General features: G+C 74.1%; 17 protein-coding genes. 7 read left to right on the forward strand and 10 right to left on the reverse strand.

The window, feature by feature from the left end:
- Nucleotides 1-32: 32 nt before the first annotated feature.
- Nucleotides 33-398: a GntR family transcriptional regulator gene (locus tag ACZ7JZ_RS23275; protein ID WP_470942573.1), complete on the reverse strand. Its 366-nt coding sequence runs from the start codon at nucleotides 396-398 to the stop codon at nucleotides 33-35.
- A gap of 226 nt (nucleotides 399-624) precedes the next feature.
- Here ACZ7JZ_RS23275 and ACZ7JZ_RS23280 point away from each other — a divergent pair, with 226 nt between their 5' ends.
- The gene (locus ACZ7JZ_RS23280) at nucleotides 625-1,572 is read left to right on the forward strand and encodes a GNAT family N-acetyltransferase (RefSeq protein ID WP_470942395.1); all 948 of its coding nucleotides are present in this window, start codon (nucleotides 625-627) and stop codon (nucleotides 1,570-1,572) included.
- Here the strand turns inward: ACZ7JZ_RS23280 and ACZ7JZ_RS23285 are convergent.
- Entirely contained in the window at nucleotides 1,569-2,027 is a 459-nt protein-coding gene (locus ACZ7JZ_RS23285) for a GNAT family N-acetyltransferase (RefSeq protein ID WP_470942397.1), read from the reverse strand. The two genes, ACZ7JZ_RS23280 and ACZ7JZ_RS23285, sit on opposite strands and share 4 nt — an antisense overlap.
- 200 nt (nucleotides 2,028-2,227) lie before the next feature.
- Between ACZ7JZ_RS23285 and ACZ7JZ_RS23290 the strand changes: the two genes are divergently transcribed.
- Together ACZ7JZ_RS23290 and ACZ7JZ_RS23295 are read left to right on the forward strand one after the other, a co-directional pair.
- Nucleotides 2,228-3,832 carry a glycosyltransferase family 2 protein gene (locus tag ACZ7JZ_RS23290; protein ID WP_470942402.1) on the forward strand — a complete coding sequence of 535 codons (1,605 nt, stop codon included), beginning with the start codon at nucleotides 2,228-2,230 and terminating at the stop codon, nucleotides 3,830-3,832.
- A 202-nt stretch (nucleotides 3,833-4,034) separates the two neighbouring features.
- Nucleotides 4,035-5,156: a lytic polysaccharide monooxygenase gene (locus ACZ7JZ_RS23295; protein WP_470942405.1), complete on the forward strand. Its 1,122-nt coding sequence runs from the start codon at nucleotides 4,035-4,037 to the stop codon at nucleotides 5,154-5,156.
- A 53-nt stretch (nucleotides 5,157-5,209) separates the two neighbouring features.
- Here ACZ7JZ_RS23295 and ACZ7JZ_RS23300 read toward each other — a convergent pair whose 3' ends face one another.
- The 3 genes from ACZ7JZ_RS23300 to ACZ7JZ_RS23310 form a co-directional block, all read right to left on the reverse strand.
- Nucleotides 5,210-6,079, reverse strand: coding sequence for an esterase/lipase family protein (locus ACZ7JZ_RS23300; RefSeq protein WP_470942408.1), 870 nt, complete (start codon nucleotides 6,077-6,079; stop codon nucleotides 5,210-5,212).
- Between the two features lie 177 nt (nucleotides 6,080-6,256).
- The gene (locus tag ACZ7JZ_RS23305; protein WP_470942411.1) at nucleotides 6,257-7,222 is read right to left on the reverse strand and encodes a DNA polymerase Y family protein; all 966 of its coding nucleotides are present in this window, start codon (nucleotides 7,220-7,222) and stop codon (nucleotides 6,257-6,259) included.
- 134 nt (nucleotides 7,223-7,356) lie between these two features.
- On the reverse strand, nucleotides 7,357-10,980 hold the full coding sequence (locus ACZ7JZ_RS23310) for a DNA polymerase III subunit alpha (RefSeq protein ID WP_470942413.1): 3,624 nt from the start codon (nucleotides 10,978-10,980) through the stop codon (nucleotides 7,357-7,359).
- 185 nt (nucleotides 10,981-11,165) lie between these two features.
- Here ACZ7JZ_RS23310 and ACZ7JZ_RS23315 point away from each other — a divergent pair, with 185 nt between their 5' ends.
- Nucleotides 11,166-12,275, forward strand: a complete 1,110-nt coding sequence (locus tag ACZ7JZ_RS23315; RefSeq protein ID WP_470942415.1) for a DUF3533 domain-containing protein — start codon at nucleotides 11,166-11,168, stop codon at nucleotides 12,273-12,275.
- A gap of 364 nt (nucleotides 12,276-12,639) precedes the next feature.
- Nucleotides 12,640-13,821 (forward strand): AAA family ATPase, encoded by a 1,182-nt coding sequence (locus ACZ7JZ_RS23320; RefSeq protein ID WP_470942418.1) that lies wholly within the window; start codon nucleotides 12,640-12,642, stop codon nucleotides 13,819-13,821.
- A gap of 158 nt (nucleotides 13,822-13,979) precedes the next feature.
- Here the strand turns inward: ACZ7JZ_RS23320 and adhE are convergent, their stop codons facing one another.
- Nucleotides 13,980-16,607 carry a bifunctional acetaldehyde-CoA/alcohol dehydrogenase gene (adhE, locus tag ACZ7JZ_RS23325; protein ID WP_470942421.1) on the reverse strand — a complete coding sequence of 876 codons (2,628 nt, stop codon included), beginning with the start codon at nucleotides 16,605-16,607 and terminating at the stop codon, nucleotides 13,980-13,982.
- Between the two features lie 298 nt (nucleotides 16,608-16,905).
- On the opposite strand from adhE, the gene ACZ7JZ_RS23330 reads away from it, so the two are divergent.
- Complete coding sequence (locus ACZ7JZ_RS23330) at nucleotides 16,906-17,799, forward strand: alpha/beta fold hydrolase (protein WP_470942424.1); 894 nt, start codon at nucleotides 16,906-16,908, stop codon at nucleotides 17,797-17,799.
- 59 nt (nucleotides 17,800-17,858) lie between these two features.
- On the opposite strand, the gene fxsT is transcribed toward ACZ7JZ_RS23330, so the two are convergent.
- The 4 genes from fxsT to fxsA form a co-directional block, all read right to left on the reverse strand.
- Complete coding sequence (gene fxsT / locus ACZ7JZ_RS23335; RefSeq protein WP_470942426.1) at nucleotides 17,859-21,800, reverse strand: FxSxx-COOH system tetratricopeptide repeat protein; 3,942 nt, start codon at nucleotides 21,798-21,800, stop codon at nucleotides 17,859-17,861.
- Nucleotides 21,784-23,205 carry a TIR-like protein FxsC gene (locus ACZ7JZ_RS23340; protein WP_470942430.1) on the reverse strand — a complete coding sequence of 474 codons (1,422 nt, stop codon included), beginning with the start codon at nucleotides 23,203-23,205 and terminating at the stop codon, nucleotides 21,784-21,786. The genes fxsT and ACZ7JZ_RS23340 overlap by 17 nt, the downstream gene beginning before the upstream one ends.
- 152 nt (nucleotides 23,206-23,357) lie before the next feature.
- Nucleotides 23,358-25,610: a radical SAM/SPASM protein FxsBH, inactivated beta-hydroxylase extension form gene (gene fxsBH, locus ACZ7JZ_RS23345; RefSeq protein ID WP_470942433.1), complete on the reverse strand. Its 2,253-nt coding sequence runs from the start codon at nucleotides 25,608-25,610 to the stop codon at nucleotides 23,358-23,360.
- Nucleotides 25,611-25,639: 29 nt separating this feature from the next.
- A complete protein-coding gene (gene fxsA / locus ACZ7JZ_RS23350; protein WP_470942435.1) occupies nucleotides 25,640-25,801 on the reverse strand; it encodes an FxSxx-COOH cyclophane-containing RiPP peptide in 162 nt (53 codons plus the stop codon).
- 227 nt (nucleotides 25,802-26,028) lie between these two features.
- On the opposite strand from fxsA, the gene ACZ7JZ_RS23355 reads away from it, so the two are divergent.
- Nucleotides 26,029-26,931, forward strand: a complete 903-nt coding sequence (locus ACZ7JZ_RS23355) for a DUF4231 domain-containing protein (protein WP_470942437.1) — start codon at nucleotides 26,029-26,031, stop codon at nucleotides 26,929-26,931.
- Nucleotides 26,932-26,936 lie beyond the last annotated feature (5 nt).

The following is a 26,936-nucleotide window of genomic DNA, read 5'->3' on the forward strand; positions in this document are numbered from 1 at the left end:
GGGGCCCGTACCTCTTCGGCGGCCCGCCGCCGTCAGGACGGGTAGCGGGAGCGGAGGGCGTCGGCGGCCAGGGCGAGGGCCTCGTCGTGCGTGAGGCCCAGCCTGCGCGCGCGGTCGGCGTACGCCTGGGCGGCGGCCGCCGCCTCCCGGTGGGCCGCGTCGCCGGCCGCCGCCACGAAGGTGCCGGCCCGGCCCCGGGTCTCGACCACCCCGTCCGCCTCCAGCACCCGGTAGGTCTTGGCCACCGTATTGGCGGCGAGGCCCAGTTCGGCGGCGAGGGCGCGCACCGTGGGGAGCTTGAAGCCCACCGGCAGCTCGCCGGAACGGGCCCGTCCGGCGATCTGGGCGCGGAGCTGCTCGTACGGCGCCTCGGGCAGGTCCGGGTCCACGGAGAGCACGAGGGGGCCCGGGCCGGGGACGGCGGGGGCGGCGTCACCGGCAGCGCTGCCGGGGCTGTTGGGGGTCTTGGCGGTCACCGGCGCATTCTCGCCCACCCGCGGCCTTCCTGCGGCACGTACCCGCCCCGCCTGCGGGAATCCGGCGGGGTCGCCTCGCGGGCGCCGGGTCCGGCCCGGCGGGAAAATCGGAGGCGGCCGGCCGGGGCGGCCCGTAGCGTCCCCGCCCATGACCGTCATCGTTCGAGACCTCCGCCCCGGCGACCCCGCGGACGCCGGGGCCGTGGCGGCCGTGCGCCGCGCGGCCCTGCCCTTCATGATCGCCACCGCACCGGGGGTCGTCTTCGAGCTGGAGTCCGCCCATCCGGACAAGCGCTACCGGGTCCTGGTCGCCGAGGACGGCGACGGGCTCGTGGTGGGCACCGCGCAGGTCGGCATCGCGTACGACAGCGAAGAGCCGGGCCAGTCCTTCGTCAACGCGTACGTGGACCCCGCCCACCGGGGCCGCGGCGCGGGCTCGCTGCTGGTGCGGACCGCCGAGGAGTACCTGGCGGGCGAGGGCGCCGCCACCGTGTACGCCTGGGTGCTAGACGAGCCGGAGCACACGGCCTTCGCCGCGCGCCGCGGCTACGCGCCCAGCCGCTCGGCGCACTTCCTGCGCCTGGACCTGGCCTCCGCCGCCCTCCCGGAGCTGCCGGAGCGCCTCCCCGAGGGGGTGGAGCTGCGGCCAGCCGCCGCCTTCGCCGCCGACCCGCGGCCGCTGTTCGAGGCCGACGCGGAGACCACCTCGGACGAGCCGGGCGACGTGGGCGCGGAGCTGTCCGACTACGAGGACTGGCTGCGGCACACCTGGGGCAACCCGGCCCTGGACCGGGAGCTGACGATGGTGGCGCTGGTGGACGGCGAGGTGGCCGCCTTCAGCGCCGCCGAGACCGACGGGGCCCGGCGGTACTCCTCGGCGATGACCGGCACCCGGCGGGCCTTCCGCGGCCGCGGCCTGGCCAAGCTCGCGAAGAACGCCTCCCTGCACCGCGCCCGCGCGGCCGGCCTCACGGAGGCCTTCACGGGCAACGACGCCGGCAACGGCCCGATGCTCGCGATCAACAAGTGGTTCGGCTACGAACTCTGCGCCACCGAGGTCCGCCACTCGAAGCCCCTGCGGGACCACCGGGCCTAGGCAGTCGCTTCCGTGAGCCGCTTGCGGTAGTGGAAGCGGTCGTACGGGCCGTCGACGCGGCGCCCGCTCAGCTCGTAGCCGTAGCGCGGGTAGAGCTCGCGGTTCTCCCACATCAGCGCGTTCGTGTAGAGGCGGATCTCGGGCAGGCCGAGCTCGCGGGCGCGGGTCTCGGCGAAGCCCAGCAGGAGCCGGCCGAGGCCGGTGCCGCGGGCCTGCGGGCTCACGGCGACGCTGTCGAGGAAGAGGTGGTCCGCGGCGGGGACCAGGACCACCAGCCCGGCCGGCGGCTCCCCGGCGAGGTGGACGTGCCCGGCGGCGATCTCCGCCGCGTGGTCGGCGTCCATGGGGGCCGGGCGGATGCCGATCCGCTCGACGTAGTGCCCGTAGGCGGAGTCGGTGATCGCGCGGACGGCCGCCAGGTCGGCGGGGGCGGCGGGACGAGGTCGGACGGTCATGGGGTCCGAGGGTACGGTCATACTTTCCACCACACCGTCCGCACGCGCTCCGCAGAAAAGGGAAATTCCGGAACATGAACTCCTTTTCTCCTCATATATTTCCGCCGAGCGAGCCCGGTCGACCCGCCCCCGTACCGCCGTACCCGCCCGCACCGCAGCACCTGCCGCCCCTGGCCGCCCCCGTACCCCCACCCGCGCCCGTGCCCGTGCCCGCGCAGGGGCCCGTACCCGACGTCTCCGTGGTCATCGCCGTGTACAACGCGATGCCCTACCTGACCGAGTGCCTCGAATCGGTCCTGTCCCAGTCGCTGGAGTCCTCCCGGTACGAGGTGATCGCCGTCGACGACGGCTCCACCGACGGCAGCGGGGCCGAACTGGAGCGGTTCGCCGCCCGCGACCCCCGGCTGCGCGTGCTGCGCCAGGCCAACTCCGGCGGCCCCAGCTCCCCGCGGAACAAGGCCCTCGACCTCGCCCGCGGCCGGTACGTGTACGTCGTCGACTCCGACGACTACCTCGGCAAGGAGGCCCTGGAGCGGCTCCTCGCCATGGCGGACGCACAGGACTCGGACCTCGTGCTCGGCAAGCTCGTCGGCCTCGGCCGCGCGGTCCCCGACAAGGCGCACCGGCACGCCGAGCGCGCCGACCTCTACACCTCCGAGGTCTACCGCTCCCTGCACAGCGCCAAGCTCGTCCGCCGGGAGCTGCTGGAGCGCGAGGGGATCCGCTACCCCGAGGACCTGTGGTTCGGCGAGGACCAGCTCTTCGTGACGGCCGCCTACCTCGCCGCCCGGAAGATCTCGGTGGTCGGCGACTACGACTGCTACTTCCTGCGCCGCCGCGAGGACGGCCGCAACATCACGGCCCGGCACCGGACCGCCAACGAGACCGTCCAGCACATCGAGCGGGTCATGCGGATGGTCTCGGACCGGGTCTCCGACCGGGTGGGCCGCCGCCGGATGCTGGGCCGGCACTTCCGCGCGCTGGTCGCCAAGGCCCTGGTGCCGGCCGCCCTCGCGTACTCCGCGGACCCGGCCTTCACCTCGGAGGTCTACCAGCGGGGGCGCGCGCTGTGCGAGGCGTACTGGACCCCGGACATGGCGGGCGAGCTGTCCGTCCTGGACCTGCTGCGGCTGTTCTGCTTCACCCAGGGCCGCTTCGACTCCTTCGCGCAGCTGGCGGCGTACGACCCCGCGAAGACCCCCGCGGAGCTGTTCGTGGACGGCGGGCGGGTCTACCGCCGCTTCCCGCTGTTCCGCGATCCGGCCGCCGGGCTGCCGGACAAGCTGTACGACGTCACGGCGAAGCTGAAGGCCCGGCACCGGCTGGACGGCATGGTCTGGAAGGAGGGCCGCTTCCGGCTGACCGGCCACGCGTACGTCGAGCTGCTCGGGGCCTCCCCCGAGGGCGGCCGGCTGGTGCTGCGGGAGCGGGTCTCGGGCGCCGAGCACTCGGCCCCCGCCGCGGCCTGCCCCTCCCCCGAGCTGGCGGCCGACGGCGAGCGGCGCGGGCTGGACCTGGGCACGGCCGGTTTCCGCGCGGACATGAACCTGGCCACCGTCGACGGCGGCGGGCCCATCGCCCCCGGGGTCTGGGACTGCTTCCTCGACGTACAGGCCGAGGGCGTGACCCGGCGGGTGCGGCTGGGCCGGGCGCAGGGCCCGGAGCTGGACCGTACGGCGCGGGCCTCGCGGGTGGTCTCCCGGGACGACGCGGTGGGCACGGAGCTGACCGCGGCCCCGTACTTCACGGCGTACGACAACCTCAGCATCGAGGTGGTCCGGCGGTTCGCGCTGGCGACCTCCTGAGGCGGCGGGGGCTCCGGGGCGCCCCTGAGCGCCCGGGAACCCTCCGGGAGCCCGAGTCTGAGGCCCCGCTTACCTCCGCATTAAGCGAGCCCTAAGGATCTCCACGACCGGCCCGGAGCCCCGTTTCCGGGCCGGCCGGGCGGCTAACTTGCGTGTCGCACCCCCGACTTGCAGTGCTTGCACCGCCCGAAGGAGATCCGCCATGTCCGCTCGCCGCACGGCCGCCACCGCCGCCGCCCTCGGTCTCGCGCCGCTCGCGCTGGCCGCCTTCGCCGCCGCGCCCGCCGCCGCCCACGGGTCGATGACGGACCCCGTCAGCCGGGTGGCGGCCTGCCACGCCGAGGGCCCCGAGGCGCCGAAGTCCGCGGCGTGCAGGGCCGCCGTGGCGGCCAGCGGCACCCAGGCGTTCTACGACTGGAACGAGGTCAACATCGGCGACGCGGCGGGCAACCACCGGGGCCGGATCCCCGACGGGAAGCTGTGCTCGGCGGGCCGGGACAAGTACCGGGGCCTGGACCTGCCCCGCGCCGACTGGCCCGCCAGCCGGATGGCCCCGGGCGCGCACACCTTCCGCTACCGGGGCACCGCCCCGCACAAGGGCACCTTCTCCCTGTACGTGACCAAGGAGGGGTACGACCCCTCGAAGCCGCTGAAGTGGTCCGACCTGGAGGCCCAGCCCTTCCTCACGGTCACCGACCCGTCGATGCGGGGCGGCGAGTACGTCTTCGACGGGACCGTGCCCGGCCGGTCCGGCCGGCACCTGATCTACAGCATCTGGCAGCGCTCGGACAGCCCGGAGGCCTTCTACACCTGCTCCGACGTGGTCTTCGGCAAGGACGGCGGGGGCTCGGGCGGCTCCGGCTCGGGCGGCTCCTCGGGCGGCTCGGGTACCTCGGGCGGCTCGGGCGGCTCGGGCGCTTCCGGCGGCTCGGGCGGCTCGGAGCCCACCGTGCCCGCCCCCGGACCCACCGCCTCGGGCGGGCACGGGGACCACGGCGGTGCGGGCGGGCACGGCGGCGGGGGCGGGCACGGCGGCGGGGGCGGGGCGACGGAGAGCGCGGAGCCCACCGGCACGCCCACCGGACCCTCCGCCACCGAGGGCGGTACGGAAGGCGGCACCGGCGGCTCCGCCGGGGGGAACGACCCCGGCACGGACGGCAGCGCGTCCCCGCTCCCCGGGGGCTCCGGGGACCTGGCCGAGACCGGCGCCGGCTCGGCCACCCCGCTGATCGCCATCGCCGGTACGGGCATCGTGGCCCTCGGCGCGACGGTCCTGCTGACGACGGCGCGCCGCCGGACCGCGGGCGGCCGCCACAGCCGCTGAGACGGCTGAGATGGCTGAGGCGGCCGGCGTGAGCGGACCGGCCGCCCCGCGTCTCAGTCGGTGTCGAACACCGAGGCGCAGGTGGTCGGTTCCGCCTGGGCCGGGTCGAGGGCGTTCTCGGCCGCGTGGAAGGCGATCCGGTCGGTGAGCCCGATGGTCACGTGCTCGGCGAGGTCCAGCGGGCACAGGTCCTGGAGCAGGACGTTGCGGACGCCGGGCCCCTCCAGGAACTGGCTGCGGTACGGGGTGACCACCTGGTCGTAGCGGGTCGCGATGACCGTGTACGCGACCCCGGGCACGGTGTCGCCGCCCTCGTTGAGCCGGGTCAGGAACTCCGAGCCGGCGATCTGGTCGGCGAGGCCCGGGGTGGCCGTGCTGATCAGGTCCTCCGCCCCCGGGAAGTAGGGCAGCAGCTTCGTGAGCCCGAGCAGGGTGGTGCCGTGGTTGTCGGGGGCCAGCCCGACCAGTGCGTTGACCTTGTCGGCCCCGCCGAGGAACTTCAGGTACCAGCGGGGCATCATGCCGCCCTGCGAGTGCCCGACGAGGTCGGCCTCCGGGGCTCCGGTGGCGGCCAGCACCCGGTCGACGAAGGCGTCGAGCTGGTGCGCGGACTTCTCGATGGGGCCGAGCCCGTTGAAGAAGGGCACTCCGGGGAGCTGGCCGTAGTCGAGCGAGTAGACGCAGTACCCGCGGTTCACCAGGTAGGGGGCGAAGCCCAGCCAGTTGTCCACGGAGTTGCCGAAGGTGCCGTGGACGAGGACCACGGGGCGCGGGTGGGCGGCGGAGGGCTTGCAGGACCAGTTGTTCCAGCCGCGGGTGGGGGCGGTGGCGGTGGTGTCGGCCTGGGCGGTGGTGGGGGTGAGGACGGCTCCGGCCAGGAGCAGGGCGGTCAGGGACCCGAGCAGTCGTCTCCAGGGCAGCATCGGATGAACTCCTTGCGGGGGGAGGGGAGGCGCGATGGGGGATTCGCCCGTGATCCGGATCACAAGGTGAGCTGCATCCGCCAAATTACGGGCGGGTAGCAAAACTGGGAAGTTACGCGTCGGTAAAAACTCCCGTGTCGCCACCGCCGGCGGCCGTGCCTCCCGCGCCGCCGCTCCTCAGGCCGCGAGGGTGCCGCGCATCGCGGCCCGCGGCCCGAACCGGGCCCGGACCCGGTCCGCGGCCTCCTCCAGCCGGCGGGCCTTGTCGTCCTCCGGGTCGAAGCTCAGCTGCTGCGCGGCCCGTTCGGCCGGTACGAGCCCCTCGGCCCGCAGGGACAGCACCCGCACCCGGGCCCGCTGCAGGCCGAGCCCGGCGTACAGCGCGTACACGGTGGCGGTGAGCGCGGCGGAGTGGGCGGTGGGCTCGGCGAGGGTGCGGGTACGGACGACCGAACTGCGGTCCGCGCAGCGGACGGTGAGGACCAGGGAGCGGCAGACCAGCCCCTGCGTGCGCATCCGGGCGCCGAGCTCCTCGGTGAGGGAGAGCAGGGCGCGCCGGTGCCGGGCCGGGTCGGTCTCGTCCCGGTCGAAGGAGCGGTCGGCGGCCAGCGAGGGCGCGGGGGCGCCCGGGACCACCGGCGTGCGGTCGATCCCGCGGGCCCGTTCGTGGACCTCGCGCCCGGCGCGCGCGCCGAGGATCCGCCGCAGGGCGGCCTGCGGGGCGGCGGCGATCCGGCCGGCGGTGCCGAGGCCGTACGCGGCCAGGGTGCGGGCGGTGGCGGGGCCGACCCCGTCGAGGGCGGCGGCCGGCTGGGCCGCGAGGAACTCCCGTACGGCCTGCGGGTCCTCGGGGACCACCACGGTCTGCCCGGTCCGCGCCTGCCGGGCGGCCATCCCGGCCAGCATCGGATTGCCCGCGATCCCGATCGCGCAGTCCACGCCGTACAGGGCGAGGGCCCTGACGCGCAGGAGGGCGGCGAGCTGTTCGGGGGTGCGGTCGAAGTAGCGGAGCGCGCCGGAGAGGTCCGCGAGGGCGGTGTCGGGCGGGAGGGCGCGGACGGCGGGGGTCAGCCCGGCCAGCACGGCGAGCAGCCCGTCGTAACCGGCCGCCCCACCGCCCCGGCACACCACACAGAACACCATCCGCCCCACCTCCTTCCTGAACACCCACTCCCCCGGGCCCTCCACGCCTGAGGCGCGGACCCGGGCAAACCCAGCCCCGCCGGCGTTTGAGGCGCGGGGAAGGGGTGCGGAGCCCCGGGGCCGGGCGGACGGGGTCATCCCGCGCTCCCCGGGCTCGCGTGCCACAGTCTGCGGCCCGTCGCCGGCCCGGCTCCGGGCGGCTGGAGGTCGGCCCACGGGTTCAGCTCGTACCCGGTGGGCAGGCGGATGCGCCGCCCGGAGGGGTCGGCGGGCGGCTCGGGGCCCGGCGGGGCGTCGGCGGCGGACAGCCGGCCGGCCACCGCCTCCAGACCCCCCGCGCGCCGCAGTTCGACCAGCTCGGCCAGGTCCCAGGCGGCCGCCCCGACCACGCTCAGGCTCTGCGGCCCGCGCCGCTGCACCACTCCCCGCACCAGCAGCAGCCAGGAGTGGAACACGGTGTGCGCGCAGGCCTCGTGGCTGTCGTCGAAGAAGGCCAGGTCGACGAGGCCGGTGCCGTCGTCGAGGGTGGTGAACACGACCCGGCGGCCGGAGCGGACCGGCGGGGTCTGGGTGGCCGCCTTGGCCCCCGCGACCAGGACGGTCTGCCCGTGCGCGGCCTCCCGCAGCCGCCGGGCCGGGACGGCGCCGAGTTCGGCGAGGAAGGCCCGGTGGTCGTCCATGAGGTGCCGGGAGGCGTCCATGCCGAGGACGCCGAGCTCGGCACTGAGCCGCTCGGCCTCGTTGAGGTCGGGCAGGCCGAGCCGCCCGGTGCGCCGCCCGCCGTCGAGCGGGAGCTGCGCCCCGCCGCCGGCGGATCCCCGGCCCCGTCCCCGGCCCGTACCGGCGGCCCGCAGGGAGCCGTGGAGCTCCGCCAGGTGCAGCATCAGGTCCCGGCGGTTCGCGCCGAAGAGGTCCAGGGCCCCGACCTGCGCGAGGCGTTCGGCGACCGGGCGGCCCGGGCGGGCGCGTTCCCAGAAGTCGAGGAGGGAGGCGTACGGCTGGCCGGCCTCGATGCGGGCGGCCTCCGCCCCGGTGATGCCGTGGACGTCGGCGAGGGCCAGCCGCAGCCCCCACCGGGAGGCGCCCGCCGCCCCCGGCACCGCCCCCGGCGGCACGTCGCGCACCGCTCCGGGCCCCCCGCCCGGCACCATATCGGACACCAGTTCGATCCGATGGGCCACCGCCGACCGGTTCACGTCCAGCGGCAGCACCGGCACGCCCCGCCGCCGCGCGTCCGCGAGCAGCAGCCGCTTCGGGTACATGCCGGGGTCGTGGGTGAGCAGCCCGGCGTAGAAGGCGGCCGGGTGGTGGGCCTTGAGCCAGGCGGACTGGTAGGTGGGGACGGCGAAGGCCACGGCGTGCGCCTTGCAGAAGCCGTAGCTGCCGAAGGCCGCGACGATCTCCCAGGTACGGGCGACCACTTCGGGCCCGTAGCCCCGCCCGGCGGCCTGCTGGGCGAACCAGACCCTGATCCGGCCCTGGGAGCCGGGGTCGGACAGCCCGCGCCGCACCCGGTCGGCCTCGGCGCGGCCGCAGCCGGTCATGATGGCGACGATCTCGATGACCTGCTCGTGGAAGACCACGACCCCGTGGGTCTCGCGCAGCGGCCCCTCCAGGTCCGGGTGCGGGTAGCGGGCGGGCGCGCGGCCGTGCCGGGCCTCGATGAAGGGCCGGACCATGTCGGCGGCGACGGGGCCGGGCCGGAACAGCGAGATGTCCACGACCAGGTCGTGGAAGGTCGCGGGCTGGAGCCGTCCCACCAGGTCGCGCTGGCCGGGGGATTCGATCTGGAAGCAGCCGAGGGTCTCGGCGGAGCGGATCAGCCGGTAGGTCGCCTCGTCGTCCGGCGGCACCTGCGCCGGGTCGTCGAGGTCGAGCTCCCGCCCGGTGGCGCGCCGGACCTCCGCGACGGCGTGCGCCATCGCGGACTGCATCCGTACGCCCAGGACGTCGAGTTTGAGCAGCCCGAGGTCCTCGACGTCGTCCTTGTCGAACTGGGACATCGGCAGCGGGGCGCTGCCGAGACCGGGCCCGAGGGGCACCTCCCCGCTGGTGGGCACGACGGGGGTGCGGGCGAGGAGCGAGGCGTCGGAGAGCAGCACCCCGCACGGGTGCATGGCCACTCCGCGCGGCAGGGCGTCCAGGGCCTCGACGAGCTGCCACAGCCGCTCGTGCTCCGGTCCGCCCGTCCGGCTCCGCACGCCGCGCAGTTCGGGGAGCTCGGCCAGGGCGGCACGGGCGTCGCGGGCCCGGATGTGCGGGAAGGCCTTGGCGAGCCGGTCGGTCTCGGCGGGGTCCATGGACAGGGCGGCGCCCACGTCCCGGATGGCGTGCCGGACCCGGTAGGTCTCGGGCATGGCGACGGTCGCGACCCGCTCGGCGCCGAAGCGGTCGATGACCGCGCGGTAGACCTCCAGCCGGCGGGCGGACTCCACGTCGATGTCGATGTCGGGCAGCACGGGCCGCCGCTTGGACAGGAACCGCTCCATCAGCAGGCCCTGTTCGACCGGGTCGGCGTGGGCGATCCCGAGGAGGTGGTTGACCAGTGAGCCGGCCCCGGATCCGCGGGCGGCCACCCGGATCCCCCTATCCCGTACATCGTCAACGACTTGAGCGACCGTCAGGAAGTAGGTGGCGTAGCCGTAATGGGCGATGACGTCGAGCTCCTGGTGCATCCGGTCCCAGTACGGGCGGCGGTCCGCGTACCCGCGCCGCACCATGCCCGCGGCGCACCGGGAGGCCAGCACCCGCTGGGCGGTGCGGCGGGCGGCGCCGACCAGCCGGGGCTCGGGGAAGTGCACCGAGCCGATGCCGAGGTCGTCCCCGGGGTCGACGAGGCAGGAGCCGGCGTCCTGCCGGGTGCGCTCCAGCAGGGCCCGGGCCTCCGCGCGGCGCCCGCCGGCCGCCTCGGCGATCCGCTCGGCGGCAGCGGCCATGGCGGCGGGGCCCTTGAGCCAGCGCTCGCCGCCGTCGAAGGGGCCGCGCGGGTCGAGCGGGACCAGCCGGCGGGAGGCGTCGAGCACGTCGGCGACGGGCCCCTGGCCGGGGTCGGCGTACCGCACGGCGTTGGCGAGCACCGCGGGCACGCCCTGCTCGGCGGCGAAGCCGAGGGTACGGGCGGCCAGCCGCAGGGAGCCGGGGCCGGTGCCGGCCCGGCCGTGGTCGACGACCTCCAGGCGCAGGGCGTCCCCGTACCGCTCCCGCCAGGGGGCCAGCAGCCGGGCGGCGCGGTCGGGGCGGCCGGCGGCCAGGGCGCGGCCCACCTCGGAGCCGGGCCCCAGGAGGACCAGGAGCCCTTCGCCGTGGTTCTCCGCCCAGGGCAGCAGGGGGCGCGGGCCCGTCCCGGAGGCGGAGCCTGCCGCGGGCCGGGCCGCATGGGCAGCCGTGACCAGGCGGCACAGCCCGGCCCAGCCGGCGGCGCCGCCGCGGGCCAGGAAGAGGGCGCGCGGCGCGGACTCGTCGACGAAGGCCCCGCCCTTGACGGGGGTGCGGCGGCGCACGGTGCCCTGCGGGGCCCCGGCAGCGGCCGGGGGCGTCTGGTCCGGAGCCACGGCCAGGTCCACCCCGAACAGGGGGCGGATGCCCGCCCGCGCGGCGGCCTTGGCGAAGCGCACGGCGCCGGCGAGGGTGTCCCGGTCGGTGAGGGCGAGGGCGTCCATGCCGCGCTCGGATGCGCGCGCGGCGAGCTGCTCCGGGTGTGAAGCTCCGTACCGCGCGGAGAACCCGGAAACGGTGTGCAGATGCGTAAAACCGGGCATCCACGCCTCCGGCTTCCCTCGATGACCGGCTCCCCCTTCTCTCTCCCCTCCCTCCACCATAGACCAGTTTCGAACACTCGTACGACACACATGTTCGATACAGACTGCGACGGCCGTCCAGCAGCCGGTCATCCGTTCGGCCCTCCCCTGCTGCGCACCCGCCCCGGCCCCCCGAGCGTGGTGCCATGACACCCACCGATCCAGCCCCTTCCCGAGGGTTCCTCGGCGAGATCAAGGACGCAGTCACCGCCCGGGCAGCGCTGCTGGTCATCGGGGTGCTGGCGCTCCAGCTCGCCTTCATCACCTCGTACATCGGCGCCTTCCACCAGCCGAAACCGCACGAGATCCCGCTCGCCGTGGTCAGCCCCGCCGCCCCGCTCACCGAGCGGACGGTGGCCCAGCTCGCCGGCCTGCCCGGCGACCCCCTCGACCCCCGGTCCGCCCCGGACGAGGGCGCCGCCCGGCAGCAGGTCCTCAACCGCGAGGTGGACGGGGCCCTGATCATCGACCCCGCCGGGACCACCGACCGGCTGCTGGTCGCCAGCGGCGCCGGCGCCTCGCTCTCCCAGGCCGTCGAACAGGTGGTCGGCCTGGCCGAGGCGGCCCAGCGGCGCACGGTACGGGTGGTGGACGTGGCCCCCGCCGACAAGGGCGACGCCCGCGGCCTGTCCTCCTTCTACCTGGTCGTCGGCTGGTGCGTGGGCGGCTACCTGTGCGCCGCGATCCTCGCCATCAGCGCCGGGGCCCGGCCCGCCAACCCGGCCCGCGCCGTCATCCGGCTCGCCGCACTCCTCGCGTACGCCGTCGTGGCCGGACTCCTCGGCGCGGTGATCGCCGGCCCGGTGCTCGGCGCGCTGCCCGGCAGCATCTGGGGCCTGTGGGGGCTCGGCACCCTGCTCGTCTTCGCGGTGGGCGCCATCACCCTGGCCTTCCAGGGCCTCGCGGGGGTGGTGGGCATCGGCCTGGCGATCCTGCTGGTCGTGGTGCTCGGCAACCCGAGCGCGGGCGGGGCCTACCCGTACCCGCTGCTGCCCGCCTTCTGGCGGGACATCGGACCGGCACTGCCGCCGGGCGCGGGCACCTACGCGGCCCGCTCCATCGCGTACTTCAAGGGCAACGACGCGGGCGGTCCGATGCTGGTCCTCGCCGCCTGGGCCGTGCTCAGCGCGGCGGTGACCCTGGCCTGCGCGGTCTTCCGCAAGGGCCGCCCGGGCCCGGCCGTCGGCAGCGGACTGCCCGACGCGGGCGCGGACGGCGCCGCCGCGGACCCGGGCGCCGCGTCCGCGGCCCGGTGAGCAGCGCTCCGCGCCCCCGCCCGGCGGGCGCTCCCCCGCCCGCCCGGAGGGCGCCGGCGGATCCGCCCCGCCCCGCAGGCAACCCCCGCCCCGGCCCCGGCCGTCTTCCCCTGCGGACGGCGCACGGTGCCACCGGGGAGGCGGTCCGGGAGCGGGGCACGGGCCGGACCGGCCCGCCGGCCGCCCCCGGCGCCGCCCGCGCCGGCTCCTGCGGATCCCGGCGGGCCCGCGGCCCCTGGGGCCCGGTCCGCCGCGGTCCGCAGGAGCCGGCCTGCACACCGGCGGGGCGGATCCCCGCCGGTGCCCGGGGCCTGCCCGTCCTGCCGTTGGGCCCCCTCCCGGCCCCGGAGGAACACCCGGAGACGTGATCACCACCCTCGCCGTAGAGAACTACCGCAGCCTGCGCCGCCTGATCGTCCCGCTGGGCCGGCTGACCGTCGTCACCGGTGCCAACGGCACCGGCAAGTCCAGCCTCTACCGCTCCCTGCGGCTGCTGGCCGGATCCGCCCGCGGCGGGGCGGTCGCCGCCCTCGCCCGGGAGGGCGGGCTGCCGTCCACCCTGTGGGCCGGCCCGGAGACCTCCGCGGGGGCGCTGCGCCGCGGGACCCCCGTGCAGGGGACGGTGCGCGGGGAGCCGGTGAGCCTGCGGCTGGGCTTCGCGGGGGACGACTTCGGGTACGCCGTGGACTTCGGGCACCCCTCCGCCTCCTCGGAGTCCCTGTTCGGCCTCGACCCGGAGATCAAGCGCGAGTCCACCTGGGCGGGCCCGGTGCTGCGCCCGGCCGCCGTGCTCTCGGAGCGTGCGGGGCCGGCCGTGCGCACGCGGACCGCGGACGGCGGCTGGCACCGTACGCACAACGGGCTGCGCCCGTACGACTCCATGCTCAGCGAGCTGGCCGATCCGCAGCTCGCCCCCGACCTGCTGGCGCTGCGGGAGCGGATCCGGTCCTGGCGGTTCTACGACCACCTGCGCACCGACGCGGGGGCCCCGGCCCGGACCCCGCGGGTCGGCACCCGGACCCCCGTGCTGGGGCCGGACGGCGGGGACCTGCCGGCCGCGCTGCAGACCATCCGGGAGACCGGGGACCACGAGGCGCTGGACGCGGCGGTGGAGGCGGCCTTCCCCGGCAGCCGGATCTCGGTGCAGGACCGGGGCGGGCGCTTCGAGCTGGAGCTGCGCCAGCCGGGGCTGCTGCGGCCGCTGGGCGCCGCCGAGCTCTCCGACGGCACCCTGCGCTACCTGCTGTGGGCGGCGGCCCTGCTCACCCCGCGGCCGCCCGCGCTGATGGTGCTCAACGAGCCGGAGACCAGCCTGCACCCCGATCTGCTGGGTCCGCTGGCCGATCTGGTGCTGACGGCCTCCCGGAGCACCCAGACGGTGGTGGTGACCCACGCCCGGCCGCTGGCCGAGGCCCTGGCGGCGGGCACCCGGCGGCACCGGGTGGACCTGCACACCGTGGAACTGGTCAAGGAGTTCGGGCAGACGCAGGTGGCGGGCCGGGAGGGGCCCCTGGACGAGCCGCTGTGGTACTGGCCCTCGCGCTGACCCCGCCGCCGGGGCAGCCCGCCTGGGCCTGGGCCCCGGACCTGCCGGAGCCCGCCGGGGCCTGAACCCCCGGACGCGCCGGAGCCCCCCCGGGCCTGAGCTTCCCGGGCGGGCTCCTGCTGTTCCGCTGTGCGCGGAGTTCCGGTGGCGGCGGCGCCTCAGTTCCCGCCGGCGGCGGCCGGGACGGCCTCCGCGCTGCCGTAGTAGGCCTGCTTCATCAGCTGCTGCATCTCGTCGATCATCGGCATCCGCGGGTTGGCGGGGGCGCACTGGTCGGCGTAGGCGTTGACGGCCTGCTGGGGCAGGGCGGCGAGGAAGGCCTGCTCGTCCACGCCCTCCTCGGCGAAGGAGGCCGGGATCCCGCACCGGGTGCGCAGCTCCTCCACGGCCCGGGCGTAGGACTCGACGCCCTCGGCGGGGGTGGCGGCCGGCAGGCCCAGCACCCGGGCGATCTCCTGGAAGCGCTCCGGGGCCCGGTAGACCTCGGCCTTCGGCCACGGGGTGGCCTTGTGGGAGACGGTGCCGTTGTGCCGGATGACGTGCGGCAGCAGCAGGGCGTTGGTACGGCCGTGGGGGACGTGGAAGGTGTTGCCGAGGGTGTGCGCCATGGCGTGGACCAGGCCCAGGAAGGCGTTGGCGAAGGCCATGCCGGCGACGGTCGAGGCGTTGTGCATCTTCTCGCGGGCCTCGGGGTCGTTCGGCCCGTCGGTGACGCACCGCTCCAGGTTCCCGAAGATCAGCTTGATCGCCTGGAGGCAGAGGCCGTCCGTGTAGTCGTTGGAGTACGCCGAGACGTAGGCCTCGGTGGCGTGGGTGAGGGCGTCGAAGCCGGAGTCGGCGGTCACCGAGGCCGGCAGGCCCATCGGCAGCACCGGGTCGACGATGGCGACGTCCGGGGTCAGGGCGTAGTCGGCGAGCGGGTACTTCTGGGCCGCGGCCGGGTCGGAGATGACGGCGAAGGGCGTGACCTCGGAGCCGGTGCCGGAGGTGGTCGGAATGGCCACCATCCTGGCCTTCTCCCCCAGCGAGGGGAACTTGTAGGCCCGCTTGCGGATGTCGAAGAACTTCTCCTTCGTGTCCGCGAACTCGACCTCCGGGCGCTCGTACATCAGCCACATGATCTTCGCGGCGTCCATCGGGGAGCCGCCGCCGAGGCCGATGATCGTGTCGGGGCGGAACTCGCGCATCAGCGCGGCGCCCTGCTGGACGGTGGACAGCTCGGGGTTGGGCTCCACGCTGTCGATGACCTGGACGGCGACCGAGCCCTCGCGGGAGTGGAGGATGTCGGTCACCTTCTGGACGAAGCCGAGGGCGACCATGGTCTTGTCGGTGACGATGGAGACCCGGCTGATGCCCTCCATCTCGCCCAGGTAGCGCAGGGAGTTGCGCTCGAAGTAGATCTTCGGGGGGACCTTGAACCACTGCATGTTGTTGTTGCGCCGTCCGATCCTCTTGATGTTGACCAGGTTCACCGCGCTGACGTTGTTGGACACGGAGTTGTGCCCGTAGGAGCCGCAGCCGAGGGTCAGCGAGGGCAGGAAGGCGTTGTAGACGTCGCCGATGCCGCCGAAGGTGGACGGGGAGTTGGCGATGACGCGGACGGCCTTGACCCGCCTGCCGAACTCCTCGACGAGCTCCTCGTCCTCGGCATGGATGGCTGCGCTGTGGCCCAGTCCGTGGAACTCGACCATCTGCGCGGCCAGTTCGATGCCGTGGGCGGTGTCCTCGGCCCTGAGGGCGGCCAGCACCGGGGAGAGCTTCTCCCGGGTCAGCGGCTCGCCCTCGCCGACCTCCGTGCACTCGGCCAGCAGGATCGAGGTGCCCTCCGGGACCGTGAAGCCGGCCTGTTCGGCGATCCACCGGGCGGACTTGCCGACCACGGCGGGGTTGAGCTTGCCCCCGGCGCAGTCGGCGGCGTACGCGGTGGTGCCGAAGACGTACTCCTCCAGCTTGGTCTTCTCGGCGGCCGTGACCACGTGCGCGCCCAGCCGGCGGAATTCGGCGATGCCCTGGTCGTAGACCTCCCGGTCGAGGATGACGGCCTGTTCGGAGGCGCAGATCATCCCGTTGTCGAAGGCCTTGGAGAGCACGATGTCGTGGACCGCGCGGCCGAGCTTCGCGCTCTTGTGCACGTACGCGGGGACGTTGCCGGCGCCGACTCCGAGGGCGGGCTTGCCGCAGGAGTAGGCGGCCTTGACCATCGCGTTGCCGCCGGTGGCGAGGATGGTGGAGACGCCCGGGTGGTTCATGAGGGCCGCGGTGGCCTCCATCGAGGGCTCCTCGATCCACTGGATGCAGTCCTCGGGCGCCCCGGCGGCGACGGCGGCGTCGCGGACGGTGCGGGCGGCCTCGGCGGAGCAGCCCTGGGCGGAGGGGTGGAAGGCGAAGACGATCGGGTTGCGGGTCTTCAGGGCGATGAGCGCCTTGAAGAGCGTGGTCGAGGTCGGGTTGGTGACCGGGGTCATGGCGCAGACCACGCCCACCGGTTCGGCGATCTCGGTGATGCCGTTGAGCTCGTCGCGGCGGACCACGCCGGCGGTCTTGAGCCCGCGCATGGAGTTGACCACGTGCTCGCAGGCGAAGAGGTTCTTGACGGCCTTGTCCTCGAAGAGACCGCGGCCGGTCTCCTCGACGGCGAGCTGCGCGAGCTCGCCGTGGCGGCTCAGCGCGGCCAGTGCGGCCTTCTTGACGATGTGGTCCACCTGCTCCTGGTCGAACGCCTCGAACCGGTCGAGCGCCTTGAGCGCGTCCCGGACCAGCACGTCCACCCTGTCCTTGGCCTCCATCGCAGGAACTCCTTCTCGCGACCCGTTTTTCCTGATGTCCTGATGCCTCAATTCGACACCCAAAAGCGGAGGCGGGGGCCCCGAAAAAGCCCCCTCCGGCAGGGCCGAAGGGCCGTTCACAGGCGTTTACTGATCCATAAACCTCTTCCTGACCTGCAAAAACGGGGGAGGACCAAAGACCCCTGTGCGCTTGTGAAAGTTTTCACAAGAATTTCACGCGGAATGCGCCCTACCGTGCTCCTCCCCCAGCGAGCACAATCACCGTGACGACTCGCGTCGACCGTGAAGGAGGGAACGCGTGCGCAATCGGGTGCGCGCCGCGGACGGGCGGCATCTGACGGTGGAGAGACTCGGCGACCCGAACGGCAAGCCGGTGTTCCTGCTCCACGGCACCCCCGGCAGCAGACTGGGCCCGGCCCCCCGCGGCATGGTCCTCTACCAGCGCCGGATGCAGCTCATCGCCTACGACCGGCCCGGATACGGCAACTCCGACCGCCATCCCGGGCGCACCGTCGCCGACGTGGCCGCGGACGTGGCCTCGATCGCCGACTCCCTCGGGATGGACACGTTCGCCGTGGCGGGCCGCTCCGGCGGCGCCCCCCACGCCCTCGCCTGCGCCGCCCTGCTCCCGCAGCGGGTCACCCGGTGCGCCACCCTCGTGGGCCTGGCCCCCCGGGACGCGGACGGCCTCGACTGGTTCGACGGCATGACCACGTACAACGTGCGCGAGTACACCGCCGCCACCACCGACCCCGAGGAGCTCGCCGCCCGCCTGATCCCCCGCTCCGACGAGATCGCCCGCGATCCGGGCCGGCTCCTCGAAGACCTGCGCCGCGAGCTGACCGAGAACGACCGGCTGATCGTCTCCGACGCCGGACTGCGCCAGATGCTGGAGCGCAACTTCCGCGAGGGCCTCAAACAGTCCGGGTACGGCTGGCTGGACGATATCCGCGCCCTCGCCGCCCCCTGGGGCTTCGACCCCGCCGACATCAGCTGCCCGGTCCTGCTCTGGCACGGAGAGAAGGACGTGTTCTCCCCGGTCGGGCACTCCCGCTGGCTGGCCCGCCGGATCCCCGGGGCCACCGCCTCCTTCGAGCCGGCGGCCGCCCATTTCGCGGCCTTCCGCGCGCTGCCCGACATCCTCACCTGGCTGCTGCGCGACCCGGGCCCGCCCCAGCAGCGCTCCGCCTGACACGGCTGCGGGCGGTACCGCCGGAAGGACTCCCCGGCGGTACCGCCCGCAGCCGCGCCTCACACGGCCAGCGGCTCCAGGTCCCGGTGCACCCGGCGCTCGTCCCGCGCGTACCGGGTCAGGCCGTGGTCCTCCCCCAGCAGCCGGCTGAGCTCGGCCACCGCCTCCGCGCGCACCCGCGACGCCTCCTCCTTGCGGCCGAGCCGGTCCAGGCTCACCGCCATGTTGGAGGCGCTGGCGAGGGTCTCGGGGTGGTGGGCCCCCAGCGCCTCCTTCAGCCGCCCGACCGCGATCCGTTCCATCCCCAGCGCCCCCTCCGGATCGCCCAGGTCCGCATGGGCGTTGGCCAGGTTGAGGGTGGCGAAGATGGTGTGCGGGTGGTTGTCGCCCAGCACCTCGCGCATCACCCTGATCGTGCTGCGCAGCATCGGCTCGGCCGTCTCCGGCGCCCCCGAACCCCAGTGGAACACGGCCAGGTTGTTGATCGCCGCGAGGGTGTACGGGTGCCGCTCCCCCGGCACCTTCATGTACTCGTCCACGACCTCCTGGGCGGTGTCGCGCGCCGCCAGCGGGTCCCCGGTGGCGAACAGGTCCGCCGCCAGGTTCAGATCGCAGGCCAGCAGGTCGGGGTTGACCGAGGTGTACTTGGCCCGGTAGCGGTTGCGGGTGGCCGTGGTCAGCCGCAGCGCGTCCTCCAGCAGCCCGGCCCGGCGCAGCGAGACGGCGAGGTTCTTCGCCGCCGACAGGGTGCCGGGGAAGGACCGGCCCAGGGTCCGCTTGTAGGACTCGTACGCGCGGCTCAGCAACTGCACCGAGTCCTCGTACCGGCCGACCTCGCGCAGGTCGCGGGCCAGGTTCTGGGCCGAGGAGAGGGTGTACGGGTGCTCCGGCCCGAGCACCTCGGTGCGCCGGTCGAAGACCTCCTGGTCGATCTCCCGGGCGCGGGCGTACTGGCCGACCATGCGCAGGTTGAGCGCGAGGTTGTTGGCGGCGGCCAGGGTGCGCGGGTGGGCCTCGTGGAAGATCTGGCTGAAGCCCTCGTGGGCCTCGGTGGCCAGCTCCATCGCCTTGCCGTACTGGCCGAGGGCGCCCAGGTTCATCGCCAGTCCGCTGGTGGTCATGTACGTGTGCGGGTGGGAGGGCCCCAGGGCGAGGCGCTGCCGCTCCAGGGTGACCTCGTCCAGTTCCTTCGCCTCCACGAACCGGCCCTGGGAGCGCAGGATGTTGGAGAGGTGGAAGCGCAGGTAGAGGTACTGGAGGTCGCTGTCGCCGAGGGTCTCCTTCCACGACTGCCGCAGATCGGTGGCGAGTTGGTGCGCGGCCTTGAAGTCCCCGCGCTTCCACTGGTAGCGGACCCGGTCGATGAGCAGCCGGCGGGTCTCGGGCTCCTTGCAGTACCGGGCCTCGGAGGTGGCCAGGTGCGGCCAGATGGTGTTGAACCGCGGCCAGGTCTCGGGGTTGTCTATCGGCTCGTCGTCGTCGGGGCGGGCCCCGGCGAGGATCCGGTGCACGGCGTGCCGGGCCTCGCGCTGCTCCTCCTCGCTCAACTGGGCCCGGATCACGGCCTGGACGAGCCGGTGGACCTGGATGCTGTTGCTGACCTGGTCGACCTTGGCGAGGGCGAAGCGGCCGATCTCCCGGATGACCCGGCCGAGGACCAGCTTCTCCTGGAGGGAGGCGTCGTACGGCTTGAGGGCGTCGATCATCTCCTTGCTGTACAGGAGGTTCGCGGAGATCGGCTCGGGGGCGAAGAAGGCGCACAGCTGGAGGAGCCGGACGGCGGCGGGCGAGCGGCTCTGGAGGCGCTCTATCGAGACGTTCCAGGTCGCGGCGACCGGCTCGGGGTATCCGGCGGGCTGGTTGAGGGCGAGCACGTTGGCGGCCTGCTGGGCCAGCTGCTCCAGGTAGGAGGAGACGGGGGTGGCGGTCTCGGCGATCCAGGCCCCGGCCTGCTCCACGGCCAGCGGGAGGTCACCGACGGCCGTGGCGACGGCGTCGGCGTCGGCGAGGGTGAGCCCGGGCGCGCGCCGCTGGAGGTGCTCGACGGACTCCTCGCGCAGGAACACGTCGACGGGCAGGGCGTCCCCGTACTGGGACCAGCTCTGGTTGCGGGAGGTCACCAGGATGTGGCCGGGGCCGCCCGGCGGGAAGAACCGCTTGAGGGTCTCCGGGTCGTCGGCGTTGTCGAAGACGAGCAGCCAGCGGGAGGAGGGCACCCCGCGCCGCAGCAGGTCGATGGCCTCCTGCGAGGCGGCCGCCATGTCCTCGCCGGTCTGCGCCCCGAGCCGGACGGCGAGTTCGGCGAGCCCCGCCACCACGTCGTCGGTCTGCTCGGAGGAGATCCACCAGACCAGGTCGTAGTCCGCCATGAAGCGGTGGACGTACTCCAGGGCCACCTGGGTCTTGCCGACCCCGCCGAGCCCGAAGAGGGTCTGCGGCTGCGGCAGGACCACGGAGATCCCGCCGCCGAGCTGGTCGCGCATCCGCTCCAGCACGACGCTGCGGCCGGTGAAGCCGGGGTTGCGCGGCGGCGCGTTCCAGATCTTGGGCACCGTGCCCGGGAACCGCGGTCCCGGCGAGACCGGGTCGGCGAGCTGGACGGGCCGCTCCAGGGTGCGCAGCAGGGCGGCGGTGGCGTGGCTCTCGTCGAGCCGGAAGAGGTCGACGGGGTTGCGGTCGATGTAGGGCGTGCTGAGGCGTACGTCGCCCACGCGGATCGGGACCAGGTGGCGGCGGCCCCCGGTGGGGTCCTCGGCGGCGGCCCGCTCCCAGACGTCCACCGCCCGGGCGGACTTGAGGTAGGCGCTGGAGAGGAGGACCACGGTGCGGGCGGGGCTGTCGATGCTGAATCCGGCGCCGAGCGTGTCGGCGGGCCCCGGTTCGGCGGAGACGTCCTTGGGGACCACGCGGAATCCGGCCCGGGTGAGCACGGACTCGATCCAGTCGGCCCACATGCGGTTCTCGGCGACGTACGAGAGGAAGAGGTCGGCGGGCAGGGCCGGGCGGCGGCGGGTGAAGGCGTCGCGGATCCGCAGCCGCACCTCCTCGCCGATGGCGGGCATGGCGGTGACCCGGCCCTCGGAGACCACGGCGGTGAGCCGTTCGAAGGCGGACAGCAGGGAGTTGGTCAGCCCGGCCTCGTCGCCGAAGGTGGCGAGGGTCTCCTCGTACGCATAGTAGGGCCGGTACGGGATCTCGACGGCGCCCCAGTAGGCGGTGGCCTCGTCCCCGGCGAGCCCGGTGGGGAAGCGGTCGAACTTGATGCGGGCCAGGGCCCGGCCGGCGTCGGCCTTCTCCTTCTCGCCCTCGTCGATGCGCATGGGGACCGGGTAGATCTTGATGTCGCGGTCGCCGTAGCGCTCGTAGACCTGCCGGGCGACGGCGGCGGCGCCGTCGATGGACTGGTCGGAGAGGGTGAAGCAGTCGACGAGCACGTCGGGGAGGTGGAAGGTGCAGATGTCGGCGATATCGCTGAGGCCGGTGCGGCTGTCGATCAGGACGTAGTCGTAGTTCTCCTTCATGTCCGCGCGTAACGCGTCGAAGAAGAGCCCGCCGCCGAGCCGGTCGTAGAAGTTGTCCCAGTCGAAGGTGGAGACGGTGGCGGAGTACTCGCGGTTCTGGCGGCCCGCGGACACGAAGTCGAGGGTGCCGCCCGCCGGGAACTCCCAGCCGAGGTTCTCGGGGGTGAGCGAGACGGCGTGCTGCTGGATGCGGGCGTAGTCGCGGTGCCAGTCGTCGGCGCGCTGGACGGGGCTGGTGGCCGCCCAGGCGTACTCGGTGATCAGGTCGATGATGCCGGTGGTGGCGCCGAGGGTGGAGGGGTCGAGGAAGGGGTGGAAGAACCGGTGCAGCCCCGGGGCCTCGAGGTCCCAGTCCACGGCGAGGACCCGCTTGCCGTTGGCGGCGAGGATCCAGGCGGTGTTCGCCAGGGCCATCGTGCGGCCCGTACCGCCCTTGTACGAATAGAAGGTGACGATGCGTCCGTCACGACTCGCGGTCATCCGTGTCCTCCGCATCGGGGCCGAATTCCTCGTACTCGGGAAGGGCGTGCTCGTGGTGCGGCTGGTCGTAGCGCGAGCCCCCGGGCGGGAACGGGGCGGGGGGCGGGAGCGGGGGTCCGCCGGTCATGCCCATCGGGCCGACGAGCCGGGGCCGTTCGCCGTGGCTGCCGCCGGCGGGCGGGTAGACCTGGGCGTGTCTGAGGAACTGCTGCGCGGCGGCCTCGACCACCTGCGGGAGTATCTGGCCCAGGGCCTCCATGTTGTTGACTCCGTTGGCGGCGACCCGGCACGCGGCCCGCCCCTGACTCATCTTGACCGGCATGGTGTGCTCCAGCCGATGGGCCAACTCGCTCTCCTTCGCGCGGCTCTGGTGGTCGAGGCGGTTCCACGGCACGACCACGCTCACCCACGGCCGGGGCTCCTGGTCGAAGGCGGCCAGGCGCTGGCGGCGCTGCTCGTCGGCCACCGCCCAGCGGTCCACGAGGAGGATCTCCGGCCGGGTCGGGGGCGCCTTGCTGTCGAAGTGGCCGGCCTCGTCGTCGAAGGAGGCCAGCGTGGTCTGGTAGTTGAGGTTGCGCACCAGGTCCTCGGCGATGTGCGCCACGGGCCTGCGGGAGTCGGGGTGGTAGGGGTTCCAGTCGAGGGCGGAGTCCCCGTAGTAGTCGCCGCTGCGGCCCTCGGGGAGTTCGTGCCGGGTGCCGGCGGCGACGGTGATCTGGAGGCTGCGGGAGGCGGGGCCGGGTATCCGGGCGCGGGCCCCGCCGCCGAAGGCGCTGGGCACCAGGCGGTAGTCGACGGGGCGGCTGGACTCCAGGCGGACGGTCTCGGCGACCCGCACGATGCGCTTGGCCAGTTCGTACACGGCCCGCTCGTACTGCTCGGCGTAGGAGCGGAGTTTGATGAGCCCGTACAGCCCGTCGGTGACGTAGCGGTCCCCGAAGGTGTTGTGGTTGAACTGGAGCCGCTCGGCGGGTCCGGGCAGCTGCTCGGGCGGTACGGGAACCCACAGCGCGGGCACGATCGCCTCGGCGGTCTGGTTGTTGAGCGCTCCGTGCCGGATGGCCCGCTGGGCGAAGGCGTACCACTCCTTTCCGCACATCTCGCTGGCGAAATAGCGGGGCGAGAAGAGCGGTACGAAGACCAGGCAGGAGGCGAGCGCCGATCCGAGCCGTTCGGACCAGCCCTCGCCGGAGCGTATCTCCCGGTCCATGAATCCCGCAGGGGCGCCGGCCGGGAGATCCGTCAGGGCCATCACGTGGCCGCAGAGATCACGGAAGAGCCTCTCGACCCACATGTCGGGGTCGGGCCCTCCGGCTCCGTACCTCGGTGTGTGCGCATAACTGAGAAAGAAGTACGGCTGGTACCGCTGCGCTGATGAAGGCACACGACCCCCGTCCCGTGACAACTAATCACATCGGATGGAGCGAAGAAACATCATTCCGGAGCCCCTACGCCACATCCCCTCAACCTTCAGTCAATCAACGCTTATTTTCGGTCATCAGGACAGGGGGCGGAGGGCCGATTCGGAGAATTCCCCCGGAAAATGCCCGGCGCCGTTCACAACCCGGCCGCCTTCAGTTCTCCCCGGAGGTCTTCCACCAGGCCCTTTCCGCTGGTGGTGAGTTCGGCGGCGGCCGAGAGCCGGTCCAGCGCCCGCAGAATGCCGCCGGTGTCCCCGCCGCCCCCGGGGGCCGCCCGCCGGAAGGCCTCGACGGCCACCCGCTCGTGTACGTCGGCCAGCAGCCGGGAGACCGGCACCGGCCGGCCCTGCCACGGGGACTCGTGCAGCCACTCCCCGTCGAGGGCGTACAGGTCGGCGACCTCCGTCAGGGCCCGCAGCCGGGCCCGCCGGCGGCCCGTGAGCAGCGCGAGGGCCGTCTCGGCCGGCCCGGCCGCCCAGGACAGGCCCAGGGCCCCGGGACCGTGCCGGCCGGCCTCCCCCCGGCTGCCGGAGCGGGGCCCGCCGGCCAGCGGGGTCAGCGTGGTGAGCGCCCCGGCGGCCTGCCGGGCCAGCTCGGGCACCCGGTCGTCCAGCAGCGCCCAGGCGGCGTCGAGCCGGTCCCGCCACTGGGCCGCCTCCCCCGCGCCGAGCCGCAGCCGCGGGGGGCGGCTGAAGCAGTCGCGGTGCGGGTCGAGGTCGTCGACCACGACCCGCGGCGCCCCGCCCGCCGCCTCCCGCCAGATCCGCACGGGCTGCCAGCGCTGCTCCCCCTCCGCCGTCCGGAACACGTGCTCCGCAGCCCCCTCCCGGACCGCGAACCCCCCGTCGACCGCCCGCAGGAGCCCCTCCCGCCCCGCCCCCGGGCCCGCGCTCAGCAGCCCCAGGGTCGGCAGGTACGCCTGCCCGTCCCGGTAGGGCACCGCGGCCTCCGGGCCGCCCGGCCCGACCCGTACCGCGGCCGCCGCGGCCAGCGCCCCCAGCAGCCCGGCGGCCCCGGCCCCGGCCGGATCCCCGGCCCGTACGGCCGCCAGCGAGTCCAGCAGCCAGGTCCGCGTGTACGGGTGGTCGAGCACGGGGTCCAGAGCGGCCGGCCCGGCTCCGGCGGCCTCGATCCCGGCGATCAGCTCCCAGGCGCGCTGCCAGCCCGGCCCGGCGGACCCGGCCAGCTCCTCATGCAGTGCGGCGAGCAGGACCCGGGTCAGCCGCTGCTGGGAGGCGTCCAGCTCGGCGGGCGCGGACAGTTCGGGGACGGTGTCGGCAGAGGTCCGGCCCGCCACCCCGTCGACCAGTTCGCGCAGGTCGGCGCAGTAGACGGAGGGGTTGTCGAAGCCGGTGCCGGGACGGTAGCGGTGGGTGTAGAGGCCCCCGCCGCACGAGCGTACGACGGGGCAGGAGCGGCACTGGCCGCTGACCCCGGCGAGCCCCAGCTGCCGGGCCCGCACCCCCGGATGGGCGGCGACCTCGTCGAAGGAGTGCCGGAAGACGTCGAAGCCCGTGGCGGCGGCCCCCTCGAAAGCGGTCTTCAGCGAGTCGACCTGCTCCAGGGTGCCGTCCGTCTCGACCACGACCAGGTCGGTGGGGGCGAGCCCGAGGGACTCGGTCAGGCTGGGTCCGCCGCGCAGGGTGCTGAGCAGGGAGTCGAACATCCGCACCGGTACGGGCCGGCCGCGCTGCTCCCAGTGGTCGAAGATCCGCAGCAGCCAGCGGGCGTAGCCGTCGGGCACCCCGCCGGGCCGGGGCGGCGGGGCCTCCCAGGTGGCGTGCGGCAGCAGGAAGTCGATGCGGGGCGGTTCGAGGGCGGCGAGCGCGTCGAAGACGGCGACGGGGTCGTTCTCGATGTCCACCGTGCACAGCAGGCCCTGGTACAGGTGGCGGTACGGCTCCGAGCGGAGCAGGTCGAGGGCCCGGAGGACCAGGGGGTGGCTGGTGCGGCCGTCGGCGAAGCGGCGGTGCCGGTCGTTGGCGGCGCGGTCCCCGTCGAGGGAGACGCCGACCTTGACCCCGTACTCGGCGAAGAGGTCGAGGTAGCGCGGGCCGAGCTGGAGGCCGTTGGTGTGGATGCGCAGGTCGAGGGCGGCGATGCCGTCGAGGGCCGCGGTGAACTCCTCGCACACGCGGCGGAGGCGGGCGGGACCGGCCAGGAGCGGCTCCCCCCCGTGGAGGATCACGGTTGCGGAGGGGAGCGCATGGGTCCGCGCATGGTCGGCGAGCCGTCGGGCGGTATGGCCGATTACCTCGTCGGAGATCGTTTTCGGCCGGGCCCGCCAACTCTGATCTGCGTGTTCGTAGACATAGCAATGATCACAAGCGAGATCACATCTGCTGTGAACCTTCAGGACGATCTCGCGAAAAGCGATCAGACCGGTCATTCCACCAGTCTAGGGCCGTGAACTCGCCCCTAGAGCGCGGAGTTGAAGATCGGCTGCTGAAGCGGACGACCCGATTCGGACGGCAGCACCCGGGCGAGTGCAGACGTCGCGGCGTCGCTGCGGGCGTCGATCTGGGCCAGCGGAACACGGGTGTTCTTCTCGCTGGTCGAAGGGGTTGCAGAGGTGTTCACGGCCGTCCTTAGGGAATGGGCATGGAAATGACAACAGCGACGCGCTAGTGTCGGTGTGGACTTTACTCTTCTGGCCACTATTGGCAACCGAGACATGAGCCCAGGTCAAGCGTTCTATCGAAAGAGTGCGCAGGAGAGGTCGAGCGGAGCACGAGGAGAGAAGAGCAGGGCCCGAACAGCAGACTGAGGGGGCGGCTGTGACGGACTTTCCCGGATCGCTGAACAGCATGACGTTTCGGAACGAGGACCTTCCGGCCCTGTTCCACCACGCGGACGCGGCCGCGGTCTCCCGCCAGCGGGAATCCACGCAGGCCACGCGCGCACAGCTGCTCCTGCTGGTGCTCGCCGCCGCCTTCGCGGCCCTGCCGGCCGTACCCGTCGGACCGCTGCGGCTCTTCGGCGCGCTGAGCGCGCTGGCGTACGCGGGCGTCCTGGCCGTGGGGGTGCACGCCACCCGGCGCCGGGCCCGCCCGCAGTGGCAGCTGAACCGCTCCGCGGCGGAGTTCATCAAGTCCCTGGCCTGGCGGTACGCCGTACACGGCGCGCCCTTCGACACCGGGCACCCGGATCCCGAGGGGCTGTTCCGCACCCGGATGGAGGCGGGCCTCGGCGAGCTCCGGAAGATGGGCTGGACCGACCCGCGCGGCTCCGGGGCCGCCGACGGCATCCCCTCCGGGGGCGAAATCACCGGCGCCATGCTCCAGTTGAGGGGCCGGGCGTACGGGGTCCGGCGCGATACCTACGTCCGCGACCGGCTCATCGAGCAGCGCAACTGGTACCGCAGGCGCACCGAGGTCTCGCGGCGCGCGACCGCCCTGTGGTCGTGGACGATCGTCCTCCTGACCGTACTCGCCCTGGTCTTCGCCGTGTTGAGGGCCTTCGGGTCCGGTGCGGGCGCCGGGACCGCGGGGCTGCTGAGCGCGGCGGCCGCGGCGGGCATCGCCTGGAACGAGATGCGCCGCCACCACCCGCTGATCGAGGCGCACACCCTGATCGAGCAGGACCTCGCCGCCATGATGGTGGTGATGCAGACGACCGTCACGCAGGACCAGTGGCCCTCCGCGGTCTACGAGACCGAGCGCTACGTCTCCCCCCAGCACACCGACTGGCTTGCCCGGCACAGCAGTTGACGCGG

It is taken from the genome of Streptomyces sp. NPDC038213 (assembly GCF_055600495.1).